Annotated in this window: 19 protein-coding genes; 17 read left to right on the forward strand and 2 right to left on the reverse strand. The window is 56.8% G+C overall.

The window, feature by feature from the left end; genetic code table 11:
* The first annotated feature begins 97 nt into the window (after nt 1-97).
* Nucleotides 98-955 carry a DUF1499 domain-containing protein gene (locus tag FOM92_RS03505; RefSeq protein WP_170226781.1) on the forward strand — a complete coding sequence of 286 codons (858 nt, stop codon included), beginning with the start codon at nt 98-100 and terminating at the stop codon, nt 953-955.
* Nucleotides 956-975: 20 nt separating this feature from the next.
* On the opposite strand, the gene FOM92_RS03510 is transcribed toward FOM92_RS03505, so the two are convergent.
* A complete protein-coding gene (locus FOM92_RS03510) occupies nt 976-2,115 on the reverse strand; it encodes a PQQ-dependent sugar dehydrogenase (RefSeq protein WP_143775391.1) in 1,140 nt (379 codons plus the stop codon).
* A 181-nt stretch (nt 2,116-2,296) separates the two neighbouring features.
* On the opposite strand from FOM92_RS03510, the gene rimP reads away from it, so the two are divergent.
* The 15 genes from rimP (at nt 2,297) to FOM92_RS03585 (ending at nt 20,984) form a co-directional block, all read left to right on the forward strand.
* Nucleotides 2,297-2,875, forward strand: a complete 579-nt coding sequence (gene rimP, locus FOM92_RS03515) for a ribosome maturation protein RimP (protein ID WP_425473363.1) — start codon at nt 2,297-2,299, stop codon at nt 2,873-2,875.
* Nucleotides 2,868-4,478 (forward strand): transcription termination factor NusA, encoded by a 1,611-nt coding sequence (gene nusA, locus FOM92_RS03520; RefSeq protein WP_143775392.1) that lies wholly within the window; start codon nt 2,868-2,870, stop codon nt 4,476-4,478. Before rimP ends, nusA begins: the two co-directional genes overlap by 8 nt.
* Nucleotides 4,456-5,166 (forward strand): DUF448 domain-containing protein, encoded by a 711-nt coding sequence (locus tag FOM92_RS03525; protein ID WP_246087135.1) that lies wholly within the window; start codon nt 4,456-4,458, stop codon nt 5,164-5,166. The genes nusA and FOM92_RS03525 overlap by 23 nt, the downstream gene beginning before the upstream one ends.
* Nucleotides 5,167-5,187: 21 nt before the next feature.
* Nucleotides 5,188-7,713: a translation initiation factor IF-2 gene (gene infB / locus FOM92_RS03530; RefSeq protein ID WP_143775394.1), complete on the forward strand. Its 2,526-nt coding sequence runs from the start codon at nt 5,188-5,190 to the stop codon at nt 7,711-7,713.
* A gap of 28 nt (nt 7,714-7,741) precedes the next feature.
* A complete protein-coding gene (rbfA, locus tag FOM92_RS03535) occupies nt 7,742-8,146 on the forward strand; it encodes a 30S ribosome-binding factor RbfA (protein ID WP_143775395.1) in 405 nt (134 codons plus the stop codon).
* On the forward strand, nt 8,146-8,727 hold the full coding sequence (locus FOM92_RS03540; protein WP_143775396.1) for a thymidine kinase: 582 nt from the start codon (nt 8,146-8,148) through the stop codon (nt 8,725-8,727). Before rbfA ends, FOM92_RS03540 begins: the two co-directional genes overlap by 1 nt.
* Before the next feature lie 41 nt (nt 8,728-8,768).
* Nucleotides 8,769-9,197, forward strand: coding sequence for a DUF6491 family protein (locus tag FOM92_RS03545; protein ID WP_246087136.1), 429 nt, complete (start codon nt 8,769-8,771; stop codon nt 9,195-9,197).
* Nucleotides 9,198-9,242: 45 nt separating this feature from the next.
* Complete coding sequence (gene truB / locus FOM92_RS03550; RefSeq protein ID WP_143775397.1) at nt 9,243-10,157, forward strand: tRNA pseudouridine(55) synthase TruB; 915 nt, start codon at nt 9,243-9,245, stop codon at nt 10,155-10,157.
* A gap of 24 nt (nt 10,158-10,181) precedes the next feature.
* Nucleotides 10,182-10,451 (forward strand): 30S ribosomal protein S15, encoded by a 270-nt coding sequence (gene rpsO, locus FOM92_RS03555; protein ID WP_143775398.1) that lies wholly within the window; start codon nt 10,182-10,184, stop codon nt 10,449-10,451.
* Between the two features lie 170 nt (nt 10,452-10,621).
* Nucleotides 10,622-12,934 (forward strand): polyribonucleotide nucleotidyltransferase, encoded by a 2,313-nt coding sequence (pnp, locus tag FOM92_RS03560; RefSeq protein WP_143775399.1) that lies wholly within the window; start codon nt 10,622-10,624, stop codon nt 12,932-12,934.
* Between the two features lie 333 nt (nt 12,935-13,267).
* The gene (locus FOM92_RS03565) at nt 13,268-15,484 is read left to right on the forward strand and encodes a M20/M25/M40 family metallo-hydrolase (RefSeq protein ID WP_143775400.1); all 2,217 of its coding nucleotides are present in this window, start codon (nt 13,268-13,270) and stop codon (nt 15,482-15,484) included.
* A gap of 97 nt (nt 15,485-15,581) precedes the next feature.
* Nucleotides 15,582-16,376 (forward strand): outer membrane protein assembly factor BamD, encoded by a 795-nt coding sequence (locus FOM92_RS03570; RefSeq protein WP_143775401.1) that lies wholly within the window; start codon nt 15,582-15,584, stop codon nt 16,374-16,376.
* Nucleotides 16,377-16,380: 4 nt separating this feature from the next.
* A complete protein-coding gene (gene recN, locus FOM92_RS03575) occupies nt 16,381-18,036 on the forward strand; it encodes a DNA repair protein RecN (RefSeq protein ID WP_143775402.1) in 1,656 nt (551 codons plus the stop codon).
* A 35-nt stretch (nt 18,037-18,071) separates the two neighbouring features.
* Nucleotides 18,072-20,087, forward strand: coding sequence for an NAD-dependent DNA ligase LigA (gene ligA / locus FOM92_RS03580; RefSeq protein ID WP_143776299.1), 2,016 nt, complete (start codon nt 18,072-18,074; stop codon nt 20,085-20,087).
* 39 nt (nt 20,088-20,126) lie between these two features.
* Nucleotides 20,127-20,984: a Crp/Fnr family transcriptional regulator gene (locus FOM92_RS03585; RefSeq protein WP_143775403.1), complete on the forward strand. Its 858-nt coding sequence runs from the start codon at nt 20,127-20,129 to the stop codon at nt 20,982-20,984.
* Nucleotides 20,985-20,996: 12 nt separating this feature from the next.
* On the opposite strand, the gene FOM92_RS03590 is transcribed toward FOM92_RS03585, so the two are convergent.
* Nucleotides 20,997-21,677: a DUF2459 domain-containing protein gene (locus tag FOM92_RS03590; RefSeq protein ID WP_143775404.1), complete on the reverse strand. Its 681-nt coding sequence runs from the start codon at nt 21,675-21,677 to the stop codon at nt 20,997-20,999.
* Between the two features lie 16 nt (nt 21,678-21,693).
* On the opposite strand from FOM92_RS03590, the gene phhA reads away from it, so the two are divergent.
* Complete coding sequence (gene phhA / locus FOM92_RS03595; RefSeq protein ID WP_143775405.1) at nt 21,694-22,563, forward strand: phenylalanine 4-monooxygenase; 870 nt, start codon at nt 21,694-21,696, stop codon at nt 22,561-22,563.
* Nucleotides 22,564-22,586: the final 23 nt, after the last annotated feature.

Below are 22,586 nucleotides of genomic sequence, written 5' to 3' on the forward strand. Positions count from 1 at the left end.
CACGTGCTTTTTGTAAAAGAGCAGAGCAAAATTGCCTTGGGCGGGAACTTCGATTAGCGTCATGACATTAGTAGCAAAACGAAAAAGGGAGCAGACCTTGAACGATCCGGAAACTCAGGCCGAACAGGTTGATACCGTTGCGGCAGCCCAGCCCGCTCCACCACCCGTTGCTGAAAAGAAGAAATTCGACTTTCAGGGAACGCTGGTTCTCGTTGCCGGCGCGGGCGCCCTGATCTGGGGTCTTGTTTCTGCCGTTGGTACAGGATGGGGTTTCTGGGAATATACCAGCGGCCTAAAGGGCGTCACATGGGCTTTTTTCCTCGGTATCGGCGCGTTGCTGTTCGGTATACTGTTTGGATGGCGTGCGCGTAAATCGATATCGCCACCGCCGCGCACGCGACGCTGGGCCGGTATGCTTATCGCCCTGGTCTATGTGGGATGGGTCGGCACCTTTCTGGTATCGGCGCTGACTGTCCCCGCCATTCATGACATTTCCACCGATCTGGCAGATCCGCCAACATTCCGGACGCTTCAGTTGCGCGCGGACAACCTCGATAACATCCCGGGTGCCGATGATGCGGAAATGAAAGGCCTGACACCGCAGCAGCGCTGGGTCACGGTTCACCAGAAAGCCTATGGCGATATCCGGTCGGTGCGGATTAACGAACCGGTTCCATCGGTTGTGGCCAAGGCTGAACGGCTCGCCAAGGATCGGGGCTGGGATATTGCGGTATCCTTACCCGAAGAAGGCCGGTTAGAAGCCACGGAAACGAGCGCATTCTTTCGTTTCAAGGATGATGTCGTCCTTCGGGTCCGACCGACAGATACAGGTGAGGGCAGCGTGGTCGATATGCGGTCCGTCAGCCGCGTGGGCGTCAGCGACCTTGGCATGAACGCAAAGCGCGTCCGCTCGTTCCTCGCAGATTTGACAGGTACGGTGACGGCAGCGCGCTGAGCGCCGCCGTCACATATGTTTTATTTCTTGGGGGTGAGTTTTAAAAGCCGCCCCTCGGAACCTGCGCGCTGGTCTTCCAGCACCCAGATTGCTCCGTCTGGCCCTTGCTCCACCTCGCGGATGCGGGCGCCCATGTCCCATTGATCAGCCTTTGTTGCGTTTTCCCCGTCCAGTTTCACCCGGACCAGGGCTTTGGCACCAAGGCCGCCAATGAACGCGCTGCCTTTCCAGTCTTTGAACAGATCACCATTGTAAATCATCAGGCCACCGGGGGAGATTGCCGGGTTCCAGAACACCTTGGGCGCCTCAAACCCGTCGCCCGGCGCATGATCGGGCATGTCGTCTGTGGCAGCGCCGTAGTTGCGGCCATTCGACACCTTGGGATAGCCATAATTTGCGGCCTTTTTGACGAGGTTCAATTCATCCCCGCCCTCCGGCCCCATCTCCTGGTTCCAGAGCTGCCCTTGCGTATCGAACGCCAAGCCCAAGGGGTTGCGGTGTCCATAAGACCAGATTTGCGCCTTGATACGGCCCTGATCGTAAAAAGGATTGTCGGACGGGATCATGCCGCCATCGGTCAGACGGACGATCTTGCCCAAATTCTGGTTCAGGTCCTGCGCAGGCTGGAATTTCTGCCGCTCGCCACTGCTGATATACAGCATGCCATCGGGACCGAAGGCCATACGATGGCCGTAATGGCCCTGTCCCGAAACCTTCGGTTCCTGCCGCCAGATCACCTGCACGCCAGTCAGAGCCGGCTTTTCGGCTTTCAGGTCCAGCTTGCCGCGTGCAACCGCTGCGCCAAAACCGCCTTCGCCTGCTTCGGCATAGCTCAGATAGACATAGCCATTGTTCGCAAAATCAGGGTGCAGGATGACGTCGCCCAGACCACCCTGACCGCCATAGGCAACGGTGGGAACGCCCTCTACGTCGACCACGGCGCCTTCATTTTCCCAAAGCTTCAGCTTGCCCTTTTTCTCTGTAATCAGGGCATAGGGTGTGTTGGGTATGAACGTCATCGCCCATGGTTCGTCAAAATCGGCAATGACGGTGGTTTCAAAGGGCTTGTCGCTGCTGCTGGGTGCCGCGGCGTCGCTGACGGATGGCTGGCACGCAGCCGCCAGGAAAGAGGTGCACAAAAGCAGGGGGATTTTCTTCATTGGGGGATGCTCCTTCTCTTCGGATGATCGCAAATTGGGTTGTCGATGTTCCAATAGCAAGAGGGTTGCATAATCCCGATGCGAGATATATACGGGACACATCCTTACATCGCGAGATTTTGGAACGGTTGGCGCCGAACGGGGCCGGCACGCGAAAGCCTTGCATGTTGTAACAGAAAGAATGACGTTGCCTGATCTGGAGAAGTTGACCGCATTGATCGCACCCGAAGCCAAAGCACTTGGCTTTGATGTCGTGCGCGTCGCGTGGTTTGAAAATGGCGCACAGGGCAGTGATGAGCCAACTCTTCAGGTGATGGCCGAGCGCCCCGATACGCGCCAGCTTAACATCGACGATTGCGCTGCGCTGTCGCACCGCATTTCGGATCGATTTGACGAGCTTGACCCGATTGAAGAAGCCTATCGCCTCGAAGTGAGCTCACCCGGCATTGACCGTCCGCTGACGCGCCTTGCCGACTTTGCCGACTGGGCAGGGCACGAGGCCAAGATCGAATTGGCCGAACCCATGGATGGACGCAAGAATATCCGCGGTGATCTGGCGGGCGTTGAAGGCGACATCATATTGGTAGACGACCGCAAGGCGGGACGCCTCACATTTCCCTTTTCCGCACTTGGCCATGCCAAGCTGCTCTTGACAGACCGGCTGATTGCGTCGACTGCCCCCATCAACAGCGATGGGGCCGACGAAGTCGAGGCGGAACCCATTAACGACGAAGCACAGGAAGACGAAGACAATGGCTAATACGATTGCCGCGAACAAGGCTGAATTGCTCGCAATTGCGAATGCGGTCGCCAGTGAGAAGATGATCGACAAGGCGATTGTCGTCGAGGCGCTTGAAGAAGCGATCCAGCGCGCTGCTCGTGCACGCTATGGTGCCGAGAATGACATCCGTGCCAAGCTGGACACCCAGACGGGTGACCTTCGCTTGTGGCGCGTTGTTGAAGTCGTCGAAGAAGTCGAAGACTATTTCAAGCAGGTGGACCTCAAGCAGGCTGAAAAGCTGCAAAAGGGTGCGGCCGTAGGTGACTTTATCGTTGATCCGCTGCCTCCCGTTGATCTGGGTCGCATCGACGCCCAGTCGGCCAAGCAGGTGATCTTCCAGAAGGTCCGCGATGCCGAGCGCGAGCGGCAATATGAAGAGTTCAAGGAGCGTGCAGGCGAAATCATCACCGGCGTGGTGAAGTCGGTCGAATTCGGTCATGTCGTTGTTGACCTTGGCCGTGCCGAAGGCGTGATCCGCCGCGACCAGCAAATCCCGCGCGAAGTCGTCCGCAATGGCGACCGTGTCCGCGCCCTCATCATGAAAGTCCAGCGCGAAAACCGCGGCCCGCAGATCCTGCTGAGCCGCGCGCACCCCGATTTCATGAAGAAGCTGTTTGCGCAGGAAGTACCGGAAATTTACGACGGCGTCATTGAAATCAAGGCCGCTGCGCGTGACCCCGGCAGCCGCGCGAAGATCGGTGTCATCAGCTATGACAGCAGCATCGACCCGGTCGGTGCCTGCGTCGGTATGAAGGGCAGCCGCGTGCAGGCCGTCGTTCAGGAAATGCAGGGCGAGAAAATCGACATCATTCCCTGGTCGGAAGATACCGCGACCTTCATCGTGAACGCGCTGCAGCCCGCAACGGTCAGCCGCGTTGTCATTGACGAAGAAGAAGGCCGTATCGAAGTTGTTGTTCCCGATGACCAGCTGAGCCTTGCCATTGGCCGCCGCGGCCAGAATGTCCGCCTTGCATCGCAACTGACCGGTCGCGGCATCGACATCATGACCGAAGCGGAATCGAGCGAAAAGCGCCAGAAGGAATTTGTCGAGCGTTCCGAAATGTTCCAGCAGGAACTCGACGTCGACGAAACGCTAGCCCAGTTGCTGGTTGCCGAAGGCTTCAGCGAGCTGGAAGAAGTCGCCTATGTCGATCCGTCGGAAATCGCCGCTATCGAAGGGTTTGACGAAGATCTGGCGACAGAATTGCAGAGCCGTGCACAGGAAGCGCTGGAACGCCGCGAAGAAGCCAATCGTGCCGAGCGCCGCGAACTTGGTGTGGAAGATGCGTTGGCCGAACTGCCTGTCCTGACCGAAGCGATGCTGGTTGTGCTGGGCAAGGCAGGGATCAAGACGCTCGACGATCTTGCCGATCTTGCCACGGACGAATTGATCCAGAAGGCCCGCGAACCGCGCCGTAATGAACGGAACGATCGCGAGGCGCGCCGCAACCGCTCCGAAGACAAGGCCGGTATTTTGGCCTCCTTCGGTCTGTCGGAAGAGCAAGGCAATGAAATCATCATGGCCGCGCGCGCGCATTGGTTTGAAGAGGAGGACGCCGTTGCAGCGGAAAACTCCCAATGAGGACCGACACTCCCCAATAAGGAAGTGCATATTATCGGGTGAGCATGGCGAACGTGCCGCGCTCATCCGGCTTGCGCTCGGCCCGGACGGCAGCGTCGCGCCGGATCTGTTCGCCAAGGCCCCCGGCCGCGGCGCGTGGATCGGCGTCGATCATGCCGAATTGTCCAAGGCGCAGGCCAAGGGCAAGTTGGCCGGACTGCTGCGCCGTGCTTTCAAAACGGACAAGATCGAGATTATCGACGACCTCGCCGGACGCATCGACCGGGGGCTGGAAAAGGCTTTTCTTGACCGGCTGGGCTTGGAAGCGAGGGCAGGGCATCTTATCTTGGGTGCCGAGAAGATCGATACCGCATCCCGTAGTGGCCAGGTACGGCTTCTGCTGCACGCATCGGACGCAAGCGCCGATGGCAGCGGCAAGCGCGACCAGGCCTGGCGCGTCGGCGAAGATGCAGAAGGTTCCGGCAAAAGTGGCATAAAGTTGCCGGTGGACCGGGATTCACTATCGGCGGCGCTCGGACGGCAAAATGCCGTGCATGTCGCCTTGATTGACCAAAAAGCAGCAGACAGGGTGATGCATCATCTTGGACGCTGGCTAAATTTCAAAGGATGCAGTAAGGCGCCCCTCGATTCCGCAAGCGATGCTTCGGACGCGCGGGGCCGTGATACTGACATCTCCGCAATTGACTGAGTAAGGACGGGTTCTGTTTCGATGAGTGATGATACCAATAACAAGCCGACATTGACGCGCAAGCCGCTTACCTTGAGCCGCTCGCTCGAGTCGGGTGAAGTCAAACAGACCTTTAGCCATGGCCGCACCAACAAGGTTGTGGTCGAGGTGAAGCGCAAGAAATTGGTCGGCAAACCCGGCTATGCACCCGAGCCCGAGGTAGCCGCCCCTGCGCCGCCTCCGCCGCCGCCTCCGCCACCACCTGCGGCAGCGGCCCCTGCGCCGCGCCTTGCGCCCACCGACATGCTCACCCGTCAAGAGCGTCAGGCCAAGTTGCTGCGCGAGGCAGAGGAAGCCCGCCTGGCGATGCTCGAGGAAAGCCGCCGTCGCGAAGACGAAGCGCGCGCGCGTGCCGCTGAAGAAGAGCGCCGCCGTGCCGAAGAAAACCGCAAGGCCGAAGAAGCATCATCCGCGCCCGCGCCGGAGCCTGTTGTCGAGCAGGAACCTGAACCTGCGGTCAGCAATGACGATGGTGCAGCACCTGCGCCCCGCCGTTTCACACCTGTGGAATCGCCCAAGCGACCTGCAGCGGCTCCGGCTGCGGTCGAACGCGAGCGTGAGGAAGCGAAAAAGGCACCCCATCGTCCGACCCGCGACCGTTCCGCCGATCGCCGCCAGTCCGGCAAGCTGACCGTTACCCGCGCGCTGGATGATGATGAAGGTGCACGCGCCCGCTCGCTCGCCGCGCTGAAGCGTGCCCGCGAAAAGGAAAAGCGCCTGCATGGCGGTGGCAACCGTCAGCAGCAGCCCAAGCAGACCCGCGACGTCGTCGTGCCCGAAACCATTACGGTTCAGGAACTTGCCAACCGTATGGCGGAAAAGGGCAGCGATCTGGTCAAGGCATTGTTCAAGATGGGCATGCCGGTCACGATCAACGAGACGATCGACCAGGATACGGCAGAATTGCTGGTTGAAGAATTCGGCCACAACATCACCCGCGTGTCCGACGCCGATGTCGATATCGTCCATGACGAAGACGTCGATGCACCCGAAACGCAAAAGCCGCGTCCGCCGGTGGTCACGGTCATGGGCCATGTCGATCACGGCAAAACATCGCTGCTCGACGCGTTGCGCGGTGCCAATGTCGCATCCGGCGAAGCCGGCGGCATTACGCAGCATATCGGCGCCTATCAGGTGAAGACAAAGGACGGCGCCGTCATTACCTTCCTCGATACGCCGGGCCACGAAGCCTTCACCCAGATGCGCCGCCGCGGCGCTTCGGTGACCGACATCGTGATCCTGGTGGTCGCCGCCGACGACGGCCTGATGCCGCAAACAATCGAAGCCATCAAACACAGCAAGGAAGCTGGTGTGCCGATGATCGTGGCGATCAACAAGGTCGATAAGGATGGCGCGAACCCGCAAAAGGTCCGCGAACGTCTGCTGGAGCATGAAGTCATCGTCGAACAGATGGGCGGCGACGTGCAGGATGTTGAAGTGTCGGCCCTGAAAAAGACCGGCCTCGACGCACTGCTCGAAAAGCTGGCGCTTCAGGCCGAACTTATGGAGCTCAAGGCCAATCCGGACCGTGCCGCCGAAGCCGTTGTTGTCGAAGCGCAACTCGACAAGGGACGTGGTGCCGTGGCGACCGTGCTCGTCAAGCGCGGTACGCTGAAGCGCGGCGATGTCTTCGTCGTGGGGTCGGAAAGCGGCAAGGTCCGTGCGCTGATCAACGACAAGGGCCAGCAGGTTCCCGAAGCCGGTCCCGCAACACCGGTCGAAGTGCTCGGCCTGACGGGTGTGCCGTCGGCAGGTGACGTATTGACGGTTGTCGAAAACGAGGCACGTGCCCGCGAAGTCGCCCTGTACCGCAAGGAACAGTCGACCAAGGTGCGCACGGCACAGGTCACGCCAAATCTGGAAAACCTGTTCGACAATCTTTCGGCGACCCGTGCAAAGGAATATCCTGTTGTCATCAAGGGCGATGTGCAGGGTTCGGTCGAGGCAATTGTGACCGCGCTCAACAACATTTCGACCGACGAGATCAAGGTCCGCGTGCTGCTGGCAGGTGTTGGCGGTATCACCGAGTCCGACATGCTTCTGGCTGCGGCGTCGAATGCGCCATTAATCGGTTTCAACGTACGTCCGAACAGCAAGGCTGCGGCCTTGGCCAAGCGGGATCGCGTCCGTCTGAAATATTTCGACGTCATCTATCACCTGACCGCCGATATCGCCAAGGAAATGGCGGGCGAGCTTGGGCCGGAGATCATCGAAACCGTCGTCGGCCGTGCCGAAGTCAAGGACGTCTTCTCCGCCGGCAAGCGCGACAAGGCTGCCGGTCTGCTGGTTGTCGAAGGCTATATCCGCAAGGGATTGTCGACACGTCTTACCCGCGACGATGTTATCGTTTCGAAGACCACGATTGCATCGCTGCGCCGTTTCAAGGACAATGTCGACGAAGTCCGCGCCGGTCTCGAATGCGGTGTGGTTCTTGCCGATACCAACGATGTGAAGGCGGGCGACATGCTCGAAATCTTCGAGGTCGAGGAACGCGAACGGACTTTGTAAGTCCGGCGTCGACGCCAAAGGAGGCATTATGGCCAAGCATAACGATGTCTCGCCCGAAGGCCGCTCCGTACGCTTGCTGCGCGTAGGCGAGCAATTCCGTCATATCCTGTCGGAACTGCTCGCGCGTGGCGAGGTGCATGACGATGTCCTGAACAGCCACAGCGTCAGCGTGACCGAGGTGCGGATGTCGCCAGACCTGCGCCACGCCACCGCCTTTATCAAGCCTCTGCTGGGTGCAAATGAGGACGTGGTGCTGAAGGCACTGCGCACCAACACGGCCTTTTTCCAACGGGAGGTCGCCTCGCGCATCAGCATGAAATATGCCGCCAAGCTGAAATTCCTGGCCGATGACAGCTTTGACCAGGCGACCCACATTGAAACCCTGTTAAACGCACCCAAGGTGCAGCAGGATCTGACCGATAAAGACGCCTGATGGCCAAGCTCTATTTCTACTACGCATCCATGAACGCCGGGAAATCGTCCACCTTGTTGCAGGCGGCGTTCAACTATGGCGAACGCGGGATGAAGGTGATGCTGTGGACCGCCGCCATTGACGACCGGCCCGGTTTTGGAGCCATCAGTTCGCGGATTGGTCTAGCGGGCGATGCGAGCCGTTTTGAAGCAGACACCGACATCGAAGCCGCCGTGCTGCGGCAACATCAGGAAAGCCCGCTTGCCTGCATCTTGATTGACGAGGCGCAGTTTCTGTCCAAAGAACAGGCGTGGCAATGTGCGCGTCTTGCGGACAGGGCCAATATCCCGGTGGTATGCTATGGTCTGCGTACCGATTTTCAGGGCGAGCTTTTCCCGGGTTCGGCGGCGCTATTGGGCATCGCAGACAGCCTTGTTGAGTTGAAAGGCGTGTGCGATTGCGGCCGCAAAGCGACCATGAACCTGCGTGTGGACGAATTTGGCAAGGCCGTCATCGATGGCGCCCAGACCGAAATTGGCGGCAATGACCGCTATGTCGCGATGTGCCGGAAGCATTTTATGGAAGCGCGGGCGCGGAGCTGATTTTAATTGGCGGTTCATTTTCGGCATATTAGTGTTGTGCCATGAAAAACACCGTCCTCGTCGCGCTTGGCGCACTCGTCCTTGCTGTTCCCGCACAAGCCAAGAAGCCCGAGCCGCATGTCTGGCCGGAATTGGGCGTAGAAAGCAGTATCGTTTTTCCAAATTACGGCGCGATCCGGAATTTCGAGGCGGATGGCACCGACGGGGTCTGGTTGGAAGACCAGCAGCGGCGCTGGTATTATGCCGAGTTGCAGGGCGGGTGCCAGGACCTGAATTTTACGCAAGCCATCGGCTTTGACACGCGCGGGTCGGCAACATTTGACAAGTTCAGCTCGATCATTGTCCGTGGCTGGAAATGTCCGCTGGTAAGTCTGGTGACATCCGAAAAGCCATTGCCGCGCAAGGAGCGGCAGAAGCTGCGCAAGGCCGTAATTGCTGCGGGCAAAGAGGTCGCAGCACCTTCTAACTGAATTGTGCCAAATTGACTTGCAGCCACGGTGCCCTAAAGGCACGGCATGCACGGCTGGATCATCCTTGATAAACCTTTAGGACTGGGGTCGACCCAGGCGGTCTCCGCAGTAAAGCGCAATTTGCGCGAGGCTGGCTTTGGTAAAGTCAAGGTCGGTCACGGCGGAACGCTGGATCCGCTTGCTACGGGTATCCTGCCCATTGCGCTTGGCGAGGCGACCAAATTGTGCGGACGGATGCTGGATGCCTCCAAGATTTACCAGTTCACTTTGGCTTTCGGTACGCAAACAAATGGCCTTGATGCCGAGGGCGAGGTTGTTGCGACCTCCGCCCACCGACCGGACCGGAATGCGGTGGAGGGCGTGCTTTCGCGCTTTACCGGCCCCATAGAACAGGTGCCGCCCGCCTATTCGGCGATCAAGATCGACGGCAAACGCGCCTATGACCGGGCGAGGGCAGGCGAGGATGTGGAAATGACGGCGCGTCAGATCATCATTCATGACCTGCATATCGTCTCGGTTTCGCCGGTGGATGCCGGTGATGACGATGGGCCGCTATATTCGGTAACCTTGGCGGCTCATGTGTCAAAGGGCACCTATATTCGTTCTCTGGCCCGTGATATCGCGCACGCTGTTGGCACAGTGGGGCATGTAACCATGCTCCGCCGGACCAGATCAGGACCATTTGGCCTTGAAAGCGCGATTTCGCTGGACAAACTGAATGCTTTCGGCCAAGGGGCGCCCCAAGAAGACATTATCTTGCCGATAGAGGCAGGGCTGGTCGACATCCCGGCTCTTGATCTCTCCCCGGAACAGGCAAGGGCGATCCGACAGGGTCGTGTCTTGACCGGGATTGCCATGAAAGATGGTCTACATTGGGCGAGGGACGCGGAATTGCGGCCTGTTGCGCTGGTGGAGAACATCGACGGGGAGTTAAGATCCGTCCGTGGCTTTAACCTCTAAAACCATGATGTTCGAAGGAAAAATATGTCTATTACTGCTGAACGTAAAGCCCAGGTTATCAAAGAGCATGCTCGTGAGCCTAACGATACCGGATCGCCTGAAGTGCAGGTTGCCATTCTGACCGACCGTATCAACACCCTGACCGAACATTTCAAGGATCACCACAAGGACAATCATTCGCGTCGTGGCCTTTTGATGATGGTCAACAAGCGTCGTTCGCTTCTGGACTATTTGAAGAAAGTTGATGCGGATCGTTATGCCGCACTCATCGCGAAGCTCGGTCTTCGCAAGTAATTATGCGAAAAGCGGCCCCCAAATGGGCCGCTTTTTGCTTATGGGGCGATCCGGCAATGAGGCCGGTTTGCCATAGGGGCGCTCTTTAGCCCCACCCGCGGCGGATCGGTATTTCCGCAATCAAGAGGCCTCACGCCGCAATAGGGCGGCGCTGAGTCAAAGGAAAATCTATGTTTAATACGAAATCTGTATCAATCGAGTGGGGCGGACAAACCCTGACACTCGAAACGGGCAAAGTTGCCCGTCAAGCCGACGGTGCTGTCATGGCGTCGCTTGGCGAAACTGTTGTTCTTAGCGCGGTTACCGCTGCAAAGTCGGTGAAAGAAGGTCAGGATTTCTTCCCGTTGACCGTTCACTATCAGGAAAAATATTCCGCTGCCGGACGTATACCCGGTGGCTTTTTCAAGCGCGAACGTGGCGCCACGGAAAAGGAAACGCTGGTTTCGCGTCTGATCGACCGTCCCGTACGTCCGCTTTTCCCAGAAGGTTTCTACAACGAAATCAACGCTATCGCCCAGGTTCTGAGCTATGACGGCGAAAATGAACCCGACATCCTCGCGATGGTTGCAACTTCGGCTGCTCTGACCATTTCGGGCGTACCTTTCATGGGCCCGATCGGCGCAGCACGCGTTGGTTATCTGAACGGCGAATATATTCTGAACCCGACCGACGAACAGGTTGCCGAAGGCGATCTCGATCTGGTGGTTGCGGCAACTTATGACGCCGTGATGATGGTGGAATCCGAAGCCAACGAGCTTTCGGAAGAAATCATGCTTGGCGCCGTCCTGTTTGCGCATGACGCCTGTAAGGAAGTTGTCAAAGCGATCGTGAAGCTGGCTGAACAGGCCGCCAAGGATCCCTGGCCAATGGCCGAGCAGGCCGATCTTTCGGCTGCAAAAGACAAGCTGAAGAAGCTGATCGGCAAAGACATTGCCGCAGCTTACAAGCTGACCGACAAGTCGGCGCGCAGCAACGCCCTGAACGAAGCGCGTGCCAAGGCGAAGGAAGCCTTTGCCGACGCAACCCCGCAGGACCAGATGGCTGCCGGCAAGCTGATGAAGAAGCTGGAAGCCGAAATCGTTCGTGGCGCCATTCTGAAAGATGGCACCCGTATCGACGGACGCACTACCACGCAGATCCGTCCGATCCTCGGTGAAACCCACTTCTTGCCGCGTGCACATGGTTCGGCCCTGTTCACCCGTGGCGAAACCCAGACCATCGCGACCTGCACCTTGGGCACCAAGGACGCAGAGCAGATGATCGATGGCCTGGGTGGTCTGCATTATGAGCATTTCATGCTGCACTATAACTTCCCGCCATACTCGGTGGGTGAAGTTGGCCGCTTCGGCGCGCCGGGCCGTCGTGAAGTCGGCCATGGCAAGCTCGCTTGGCGCGCTCTGCATCCTGTTCTGCCGAGCAAGGACGAATTCCCTTATACCATCCGTCTGACCAGCGACATTACCGAATCCAACGGTTCGTCGTCGATGGCGTCGGTATGCGGTGGCAGCCTTGCCATGATGGATGCCGGCGTACCGATCAAGCGTCCGGTCAGCGGCATTGCCATGGGTCTGATCCTCGAAGGCAAGGATTTCGCAATCCTTTCCGACATTCTGGGTGATGAAGATCATCTGGGCGACATGGACTTCAAGGTTGCCGGTACCTCCGAAGGTATCACCACGATGCAGATGGACATCAAGATTGCCGGGATTACCCGCGAAATCTTTGAAGCTGCATTGAGCCAAGCCAAGGAAGGCCGTGCGCACATCCTGGGCGAAATGGCCAAGGCCTTGGGTGAAGTCCGTGGCGAACTGTCGGCACATGCTCCGCGTATCGAAACGATGCAGATCGACAAGTCGAAGATCCGTGACATCATCGGCACCGGCGGCAAGGTTATCCGCGAAATCGTGGCGACAACCGGTGCCAAGGTGGACATTGATGACGAAGGCCTGATCAAGATTTCGTCGAGCGACCTCAGCCAGATCGAAGCTGCACGCAAGTGGATCAGCGGTATCGTTGAGGAAGCCGAAGTCGGCAAAATCTATGATGGCAAGGTTGTAAACCTCGTCGATTTCGGTGCGTTTGTGAATTTCATGGGCGGCAAGGACGGTCTCGTCCACGTCAGCGAAATGCGCAACGAGCGCGTGGAGAAGGTGACCGACGTTGTCAGCGAAGGCATGGACGTCAAGGTCAAGGTTCTCGAAATCGATCCGCGCGGCAAGGTTCGCCTGTCGATGCGCGTTGTCGACCAGGAAACGGGCGAAGAGCTTGAAGATACCCGTCCGCCGCGTGAAAAGAGCGAGCGCAGCGATCGTGGCCCCCGTCGTGACGGTGGCCGTGGCGACCGCGGTCCCCGCCGGGATGGTGGTCGTGGCGAAGGCCGCGGCGACCGTGGCCCGCGTCGTGAACGCTCCGAAGGTGGCAATGAAGGTGGCAACAATGGCGGGGGCGATCCCGACCATGTTCCGGCCTTCCTGAAAGACTAAGCCTGTAAAGGCAGTTGGAGAGGAAAGGGGTCGCTGCGGCGGCCCCTTTTTTTTATATGTGTTTAATGAACTGCATGCACGATTGATCGCTATTAAAAAAGCTAATGCTATGTGCAACGAATATTGTAACTGACATGGAAATCGCGCGGGTTTCCGCGCTGATGAGACTATTATCCCCCATCAATATTCAATCCAGTCAATTGAAATGTTCCATAATGTGACATTATCTCACATCCGGAACATCAGAATGTTTGTTTTATGGTTAATTTTCTCTATAGGCGACGGGGATAAGACATAATTCGGGTCGTAAGGGGTTGGGGAGACCCTTTCTGAATGCGTGATTATATATTGTTGCCTGTCGTTGTCGCATTGGCAATTGCGATAGCGCTGATTACCCGTGTTGCGCCATTTGGAGATGGCGCGACCGGCTACAACTTGAAAGATGCACAGGCGACTCTTCACGCAATTGCCACCGAGCCTCGTCCCGTGGGTTCAACCGGCCATGCAAAAGCGCAAATCTGGCTATTAAAGCGTTTCAAAGACCTGGGACTGGAAGTCGACACGCAGTCCGGCATCGGCGTCCGACAGGCCAATTTTGACGCACGGCGTAAGGGCGCAATCAGTGTCGCGCCGTTCAACAACATCATCGCGACATTACCGGGGCGTGACCGGAATTCAAAAGCGGTCGCATTGATGGCCCATTATGACAGTGTTTTTGGTGCCAATGGTGCTGCTGATGACGGCGCAGGTATTGCCGCGATGCTGGAAACGGCACGTATCCTTTCAAAAGGACCAAAGCCAGCACGCGACGTCATTTTCATTGCAACGGATTCCGAAGAACTGGGGCTCATTGGCGCACAGGAGTTTTTTGACCGACATCCGCTTGCAAAACGTATCGAAGTCGTCGTCAATGTCGAAGCACGCGGTTCGCGCGGGCGTGCGATCATGTTCCAGACATCTCCCGGAAATGCCGAGCTCATTGAGTTGTGGGCGGCCAATGCAGTCCAGCCCACCGGCAATAGTCTGGCAAACAATGTTTATCAGCTTTTGCCCAATGATACCGATCTTTCGGTGCCACTCGCCAAAGGTGTTTCAGGTATCAATGCGGCCTTTATCGACCGGCTAAAAGATTATCATATGCCAACCGATACCATCGAGAATCTCGATCCGCATGCGTTGAAACATCTCGGTAACTTCGCCGTCACAACAACACGGGCACTCGCCTTTGCCGAGAAACTTCCAGGTCAGGGGATCGAGGCGGCCTATTTTGATTTCTTCGGCCTGTTTGTTGTTCGCTACCCCATGTGGTTCGGTTGGGTGCTTGTCGTGGCCGGATTTGGTTTTCTGTTAACGGCTCCGCTTCAACGGATGGGCGTTGGCTGGCCCCAAGCCGTGGGGGGTGCTTTGGGAGTTTTCGCTCTCATGGCCGGTGCAGGCGCCATCATCCATTTCGTCTCTGCGTGGGCCTATGGCAACGGCATGATACCCATGCGTGAACGTATCAATGAAATGGGTCCGGCGCTCTGGATGTATGTGACATTTGTTGCTGGCGTCGTGCTTTTAGCGCGCCCTAGAGAATCGCTTTGGGTAGGTTCTGTGGTTCTGATGCTATGCTGCGCGCTTGCGGCACAAATCTGGATGCCCGGGGCCAGCTGGCTGTTCGACTGGGGCGGGCTGATTGGCGCGTTGCTGGTGAACCTTGCATCCCGGTCAGGTTGGCAATCTTCTCCGGTCATTTACATTAGCGCCCTGACCGGTGGACTCTGGGGCGCCTTGCTGCTCACCGGCGTGATCGTCACCTATGTCTCGGTCGCACCCATGACGCCTGCGCCGGTAGCTCTGATTATCCCGTTCTCGATCACGCTGATCGGACCCGTAATCATGTCCTATGGACAGTTGCGCAATTCGCGGCGCGTGGGGGTCTGGCTGGTTGCTCTGGCCTCATTGGGTGCAGTATGGTTCGCTCTCGACCCCAGTTTTTCCGAACGCAATCCGCGTCCAGGGGATTTGTTCTATTACCGGGATGGCAATAGCGGGAAAAGTTATTGGGCGACCAGTTCGACTTCGCATGAGCTTCCCGATGGTCCCACCACTAAAATCTCCCCCAAAGGGTTTGACAGTCTGCGTTGGAAAGCGGTTCCCGCCCCGGCGTCGGAAGTTCAATTGCCGGCGGTTCGGTTGCGCGAACAGGGTGATAAGGTCGTCTTGAGCATCGTTAGCAACGTGGCACCCCGTTTGATGAATTTTGTCGTCAAATCGACGGTGCCTTTGTCCAATGTCGATGTGAATGGCAAACCGGTCCGGGTCATACCGGGTAAGGAAATCCGCTTGGGCTGGCGATCGGAAACACCGGACGCCATCTTGCAGATGCGCTTTGACAAGGAAAATGCCGGGGCGCTCGATATCGACTTTGTATATGCCATGGCCGGGATGCCGCAGGGCGCTCCACCGGCAGGCGGCCCGGACACGGACTGGACACGACTCAATGGCGCCAGGGTGGTCAGCGGATCGCTTAACCTGACATATGGGACGCATATGGCGAGCCGATAGGGCAGAAATTCATCTGCGATACAGGCAGAAGCAGGCATCTGGGGACAATATCAGCAAAGCACTTGGCGACGGGGCCAAGATTATCTAGGGAACGTCCATGAACAAAAAATTGCTTGTGCCCGTGGCAGTGCTTGCCGCCTCTTCTCTGTTATCCGGTTGCGCTGCGCTCGGCCTTGGCGGCGGCGATGCGAAGCCTGGAAGCAATACGCGCTATGTCGCGCGTGATGTGAATACGCTTTATGCGGCCGCAAAGGAGAAGCTGGACAATCAGCAATATGTTGTCGCAGCCGCGCTGTTCGATGAAGTCGAGCGCCAGCATCCTTATTCGCCATGGGCGCGGCGCGCGCAGCTGATGAGTGCCTTTAGCTATTATATGGCGCAGAAATATAACGAATCGATCCAGTCTTCGCGTCGCTTTTTGTCGATCCATCCCGGCAACAAGGATGCGGCCTATGCCTATTATCTGATTGCGCTCAATTATTATGAGCAAATCAGCGACGTGACCCGCGACCAGAAGATTTCCGAACAGGCACTGGCCGCATTGGGTGAGGTGCAGCGTCGTTACCCAACGTCGCGCTATGCCGCGGATGCCACATTGAAAATGGACCTCGTGCGCGATCACCTCGCCGGCAAGGAAATGGAAATCGGCCGCTTTTACCAACGGCGTGCCCTGTGGCTTGCGTCGTCGCTGCGCTTCCGTGAGGTCGTCGAGAAATTCGACACGACCACCCACGCGCCCGAGGCTTTGTATCGCCTGACCGAATCCTATCTGGCGATGGGCGTTCCGGAAGAAGCCAAGAAAGCCGCGGCTGTCTTGGGTGCCAACTATCCCGGCAGCGAATGGTACAAACGCGCTTACGACCTGATGCAAAAGCACGCGCCCAGCGTCTGATGCGATGCTAACGGGGCTTTCGATCCGCGATGTGGTGCTGATCGAGGCGCTTGACCTTGAATTTTCGAACGGGTTGGGCGTTCTGACCGGTGAAACCGGCGCGGGTAAATCGATTTTACTGGATGCACTGGGACTGGCGCTTGGCGCACGGGCCGACAGCGGGCTTGTCCGCAACGGTGTCGAACGTGCACAGGTCACGGCAAGCTTCGATGCGCCAGATCACGTTGTGGCGTTGCTGGCGGATAACGATATCGAAATCGACAAAAGGGAGCCTTTGCTGATCCGGCGGTCGGTCCGTGCGGATGGCGGAAGCAAGGCATTTATCAACGATCAGCCTTGTTCGGCTGCGTTGCTGCGCGATGTGGGCACGGCGCTGGTCGAAATTCATGGACAGCATGATGATCGCGGTATGTTCAATCCGCGTGGCCATCGTCTTTTGCTGGACGCCTTTGGTCGTTGTGATACCGCGCTCGTGGCCAGTCACTATACAGCATGGCAAGAGGCGAGGGCCCGGCTCGACGTGGCGCGGGAAGCCCTTGAAAATGCGGCGCGTGACCGCGAGTGGCTGGAACATGCGGTCGCCGAACTGGCGCAGTTCAATCCGCAGCCTGGTGAAGAGGAGCAACTGGCCGGCGAACGTTCGGACATGCAAAAGGGCGAACGTATCGCCGAGGATCTGAAAGCGGTTCTCGAAAGCTTTGATGGTCCGAAAAGCGGGCTGGCGCTGATCCGTTCGGCTGCGCGTAAACTGGACCGCTTGGCCGATGCGCATCCTTTGCTGGCCGAAGCGCTTACGGCGCTAGATCGCGCGGTTATCGAGGCAAGCGAGGCGGAAGACAAATTGAATGCCGCTGCCCGGGCTATTGAATTTGAACCGGCACGGCTGGATGAGATCGAGGAACGCCTTTTCGAATTAAGGGCATTGGCGCGTAAGCATAATGTTGCGCCGGATGCCATTGTGTCGTTGCAGGAAAATCTGACGGCACGGCTGGATTCCATTCAGGCGGGCGGGGAAGGGCTCGCCAAACTCGAAGCCGAAGTGAAGGCAAAGCATGCTGCCTTTGTCGACGTCGCCGAAGCGATGAGCGCCGCGCGGAAGAGCGCTGCTGCAAAGCTGGACGCTGCGGTCAAGGCCGAGCTTGCCCCTTTAAAACTGGATGCGGCGCAGTTTCAGACGGCGGTCGAACGATTGCCGGAGGACCGGTGGAGCATCACCGGCATGGATAGGGTCGAATTTCTTATCTCCACCAATCCCGGCGCACCCTTTGCGCCGCTCGCCAAAATCGCCTCGGGCGGCGAATTGTCGCGCTTCATCCTGGCGTTGAAAGTCGCTCTGGCCGAAGAGGGCGGGGCGGCCACGATCATCTTCGACGAAATTGACCGGGGTGTGGGTGGCGCGGTGGCGGCGGCGATTGGCGAAAGGCTGGCCCGTCTGGCCCGCCATACGCAGTTGTTGGCGGTAACGCATAGTCCGCAGGTCGCGGCCAGGGGGCAGGCGCATTACTTCATCGCCAAGTCCAGCCAGGGCACGGTGACGCGGACAGGCGTTGTCTTGCTGGATGCCGAAGAAAGGCGGCAGGAGATCGCGCGGATGCTTTCGGGTGCCGAAGTGACCGACGAGGCACGGGCGCAGGCCGAACGGTTGCTGGAGGGCGTGTGACAGTTCCGAATGAAGCCGATGCCGCCAATGAACTGATGCGGCTTGCCAAGCAGATTGCCTATCACAACAAGCGCTACCATGCCGAAGATGCGCCGGAGATATCCGACGCGGAATATGACGCTCTGGTCCGTCGTAATAATGAACTTGAAACGGCGTTCCCCCATCTGGTCCGTGCCGACAGCCCGAACCGGCAGGTCGGTGCGGCCGTAGATGGCTCAGGCCTCAAGAAAATCACCCACGCCAAACGCATGATGAGCCTCGACAACGCCTTCAGTGCGGAGGACGTCGAGGACTTTGTAGGACGCGTCCGCCGCTTCCTGAATCTGCCTTCCGAAGCGTCAGTGGAGTTAACAGCCGAAGACAAGATCGACGGACTATCGCTATCGCTGCGCTACGAAAACGGCCTGCTGAAACAGGCAGCGACTAGGGGTGACGGCACAGTCGGCGAAGATGTGACCGCAAATGTAGCCACCATCGGCGAAATTCCGCAGCGTCTTTCCGGCAATCCCCCGGCATTGTTCGAAATCCGCGGTGAAGTTTACATGGCCAAAACAGACTTCGCCGCTCTCAACGCCGAACAGGAAGCCAAAGGCGGAAAGATATTTGCAAATCCAAGAAATGCCGCAGCAGGCTCGCTCCGCCAGAAGGATGCTCGAATTACGGCATCACGTCCTTTGCGTTTCCTTGCCCATGGTTGGGGTGAAGTAAGCTCCTTACCTGCCGAAAGCCAAGCAGACGTTATGGCTGCGATTGCAAATTGGGGCGTTCCTGTGTCTCCGTTCTTGATCAAGGTTTCCGGCGCAACTGAAGCGTTGGTACATTATGCTGAAATTCAACGCCAAAGGGCGGAGATGCCTTATGACATTGACGGCGTGGTGTACAAAGTTGACCGATTGGATTGGCAGGAACGCCTCGGTTTTGTGGCCAAGGCACCACGTTGGGCGATTGCCCACAAGTTTCCGGCAGAACAAGCCGAAACGACCTTGGAATCAGTTGATATTCAGGTCGGACGGACCGGTAAATTAACTCCGGTTGGCCGGTTGCGGCCTGTAACAGTCGGCGGCGTAGTCGTATCGAATGTTACCTTACACAACAGGGATGAAATTACCCGCTTGGGTCTAAGGCCCGGAGATAGGGTCGTAGTTCAGCGAGCCGGTGACGTAATTCCACAGATTGTAGAAAATCTCTCCCGGGACGTTGAACGACCCGTATTTTGTTTCCCGGACCGTTGTCCGGAATGCGGATCGGAGGCGGTGGCGGAAGAGGGAGAAGTTGATGTCCGGTGCACGGGCGGCTTGATTTGTCCAGCCCAACGCGTCCAGCGTTTAATCCACTTCGTCAGCCGTCCCGCACTTGATATCGAAGGACTTGGCGAAAAATCGGTACAAGAATTTTTTGCCGCCGGTTGGCTGGAAAGCCCCGCAGACATCTTTCGGCTCCATACTCGGCGGAAGGACATCCTATTAAGGGAGGGATGGCAGGATAAGTCTGTGGATAACCTGTTGGCTGCTATTGAAGCCAAGCGGACGCCGGACCCTATGAAGTTGCTTTTTGGCCTAGGGATCCGGCACGTCGGTGCGGGAACTTCTAAAGATCTTGTTCGGAACTTTGGATCACTCGATGCCATATTTGAAATCGGGAAACGCATAGCTTCAGGAGATGTTTCAGCGGTAGCCGAAATCACGGCTATTGACGGAATTGGTCCTACCGTCGCGGAGGCGTTAGGTGATTTTTTCCATGAACCGCATAACTGCGAGGTCTGGAATGATTTGCTTCGGGAAGTACACCCGCCTGCCTATATCTCAAACGTTCGCGAAAGTGAATGGACTGGCAAAACCATCGTTTTTACTGGAAAGCTTGAAACGATGAGCCGTGATGAGGCCAAAGCCCAAGCGGAGGCGCTGGGCGCGAAAGCTGCTGGCTCTGTAAGTGCGAAAACAGACTTGGTCGTTGCCGGTCCCGGTGCAGGAACAAAACTCAAACAGGCGAATTCTTTGGGGATTAGGGTAATCGATGAAGCAGAATGGGGAGAGATTGTATCCAGCAGTTAGGGAAGCTTGGCGGCGCATTGACTAGAAAAGGAGCAGTCAATGCGCCGCCAGAACCGCAGCGATCCCCCTCGTGCCGCGCGGTTCAAAGCTTTATCCCCCTCAATTTGGATCGATATTGGCCTTGCGCCTGCTATCTTATCCCGCGACTCCAAAAGGGCTTGCTTCGATGACAATTATATGACGGTTAGGAGCGTGATAATGTCAACAATTATACAATCTCCTGGCCAAACCGAAAATATAGGTCGTTCGATAGGTGCGCCGGCTCTGTTCGCAAGTTTTCCTGCTGAACTGCAGGCGGAATTGAGGAAGAAAGCAGTCCGTCGTCAGTTTCTTTCGGGACAGTTCTTACAACATCGTGGCGATCATGCTGACGGCTTCTGGATCATTGATAAGGGGCAGGTCAAACTTGGGCATCAGGATGCGCAAGGCACCATGCACGTTCTTTTCATTCTTGGTCCGGGAGATAGTTTTGGTGAACTGGCATGTCTAGGCCAGTTTACCCGGGTTCTGGATGCTGAAGCACTTGGTAAAGTAGAACTCACTTGGGTAAGCGATAAAATAATGTCGGAGGTGATAGCTGGTTCTACCGACATCGCGCGGGAAATGCTGAAGATATTGGCTAAGCAACTCCAAGAAGCGCTTGATAACCTGCTCGTCTTTCGCAACATGCCAGCTCCAAAACGGCTGGCCCAACGTTTGCTTGCGTTTGTGGCCGATCGTGAGCCTCCTGTTAAACTGGGTATAAAGCAGCAGGAATTGGCGGAATTGATAGGTGTTTCCCGTATGACAATTGCTTCGGCACTTTCGGATTTGGAAACATTGGGTCTCGTTACCCGACATTATGGCCATTTGGTTATCGAAGACCCGACTGCGCTTCGACATTGGATGAAAACATAAAGGTTCTTCAAATTAAAACCAGCGCATGACGCCACCGGGCAAGGGCGTCCAGATGCCAATTCGTACGCCCGCGTTTTTTAACACCCGCCCCACCCAAGTATTGCAGGTGTTTAAAGCAGAGTAATGTCCCACGCTCTTATAGAACAGATTGTCAGACCCATAAGCCGGATAAGCGATGCTTTGCCCATTGGCATTCCGTCGAAATGACGCTCTTACTTGTCGTATTATCAACCGGTATTGCTTTTCTGACACGCGAAACTGTTTGCGGTTTATTAGGGGCGCTGGATTGGTGACATGATAGACATGCAATAACGTATCGTCCGAACCAAGTATCGCACTCCCAATGTCGCCGCTTTGCACATCAGCCCAAGTTTCAGCATTACGATATACGCGACCATGACCCCAGCCGATCATCGCGTGCGTTCCGTAAAGATTGGGATTGTGCAACTGCTCAAGCCTGATCAAGTCACTCAGATCTTCTCCCGCGATGCGTATGGGTACAATCAAACTAACGTGGATGCCGTTTGTCTCGACAAATATGTCAACTCCTTTTGGCGACGGGGTCCATTCATTGTTCGCCGGAACAAAGCTTCCTATAAATGCGGACGCCATGTAAATGCCCAGCAATAATGCCGGCCACGCGATGACTGCTCGGATTGCCCTCCACACGCTGTTGATGCGAAACAGTTTCAAGTGTAACCACTTCCTTATGGCCGACTTTCAACACGTGTATGATACGCCGCCCGAAGGCGCAAATGCCGACTGGACGATTCCTCAAAACTGGGAACATTTCAGCGCGGATGAACACCGAATGTGGGATAGACTATTTGCACGGCAATCTGGAATGCTCCCCGGTCGGGCTGCAGACGCGTTTCTTCGTGGATTGGATGTACTCAAGCTATCAAAGCCTGGAATTCCGGATTATCGGGAACTGAACGCGCGGTTAAATGCTGCAACTGGTTGGGAAGTCGTCGCTGTCCCCGGACTTGTACCCGATGATGTTTTTTTTGATCATCTTGCAAACCGTCGCTTTCCGGCCGGGAACTTTATCCGAAACCCGGAGCAACTCGATTATCTGCAAGAGCCCGATGTTTTCCATGATGTTTTTGGGCATGTTCCAATGCTCGCTGACCCTGTTTTTGCGGATTATATGGTTGCGTATGGAAAAGGCGGATTGCGATCATTAGGGTTTAACGCTCTCGATCATTTGGCTCGACTTTATTGGTACACCGTAGAATTTGGGTTAATAGAACAGTCCGACGGTCTTCGCATTTACGGGGCGGGCATTGTCTCAAGTTATGCCGAGAGCATTTTTGCGCTCGAAGATCCTAGTCCAAACAGGATCGCTTTTGACCTTCTGCGTGTAATGAGGACTGAGTATCGCATTGATGATTTTCAACAGAATTATTTTGTCATTTCAGGGCTGAATGACCTTCTGCAAGTCACCGTTGAAACGGACTTCGCACCACTATATGAAAAACTCGAAACTTTGCCGGATATCGCCATTGCTGACATTTTGCAGACAGATAGAGTGTTGACTCATGGTACCCAAAAACATGCGCAAGAGGCCGGTCGCTAAAAAGGGAGGGGAAAAGCGACCGG

The sequence above is a fragment of the Sphingorhabdus contaminans genome, assembly GCF_007280415.1.
Classification (GTDB): domain Bacteria; phylum Pseudomonadota; class Alphaproteobacteria; order Sphingomonadales; family Sphingomonadaceae; genus Sphingorhabdus_B; species Sphingorhabdus_B contaminans.

Bases quoted from the DNA above. Each gene is read 5' to 3' on its own strand.
- pnp (WP_143775399.1), top strand. From the start codon at position 10,622: ATGTTTAATACGAAATCTGTATCAATCGAGTGGGGCGGACAAACCCTG.
- ligA (WP_143776299.1), top strand. From the start codon at position 18,072: ATGCGGCTTGCCAAGCAGATTGCCTATCACAACAAGCGCTACCATGCC.
- nusA (WP_143775392.1), top strand. From the start codon at position 2,868: ATGGCTAATACGATTGCCGCGAACAAGGCTGAATTGCTCGCAATTGCG.
- FOM92_RS03540 (WP_143775396.1), top strand. From the start codon at position 8,146: ATGGCCAAGCTCTATTTCTACTACGCATCCATGAACGCCGGGAAATCG.
- FOM92_RS03545 (WP_246087136.1), top strand. From the start codon at position 8,769: ATGAAAAACACCGTCCTCGTCGCGCTTGGCGCACTCGTCCTTGCTGTT.
- truB (WP_143775397.1), top strand. From the start codon at position 9,243: ATGCACGGCTGGATCATCCTTGATAAACCTTTAGGACTGGGGTCGACC.
- rpsO (WP_143775398.1), top strand. From the start codon at position 10,182: ATGTCTATTACTGCTGAACGTAAAGCCCAGGTTATCAAAGAGCATGCT.
- phhA (WP_143775405.1), top strand. From the start codon at position 21,694: ATGGCCGACTTTCAACACGTGTATGATACGCCGCCCGAAGGCGCAAAT.
- FOM92_RS03565 (WP_143775400.1), top strand. From the start codon at position 13,268: ATGCGTGATTATATATTGTTGCCTGTCGTTGTCGCATTGGCAATTGCG.
- rbfA (WP_143775395.1), top strand. From the start codon at position 7,742: ATGGCCAAGCATAACGATGTCTCGCCCGAAGGCCGCTCCGTACGCTTG.
- FOM92_RS03585 (WP_143775403.1), top strand. From the start codon at position 20,127: ATGCGCCGCCAGAACCGCAGCGATCCCCCTCGTGCCGCGCGGTTCAAA.
- FOM92_RS03570 (WP_143775401.1), top strand. From the start codon at position 15,582: ATGAACAAAAAATTGCTTGTGCCCGTGGCAGTGCTTGCCGCCTCTTCT.
- rimP (WP_425473363.1), top strand. From the start codon at position 2,297: ATGACGTTGCCTGATCTGGAGAAGTTGACCGCATTGATCGCACCCGAA.
- infB (WP_143775394.1), top strand. From the start codon at position 5,188: ATGAGTGATGATACCAATAACAAGCCGACATTGACGCGCAAGCCGCTT.
- FOM92_RS03510 (WP_143775391.1), bottom strand. From the start codon at position 2,115: ATGAAGAAAATCCCCCTGCTTTTGTGCACCTCTTTCCTGGCGGCTGCG.
- recN (WP_143775402.1), top strand. From the start codon at position 16,381: ATGCTAACGGGGCTTTCGATCCGCGATGTGGTGCTGATCGAGGCGCTT.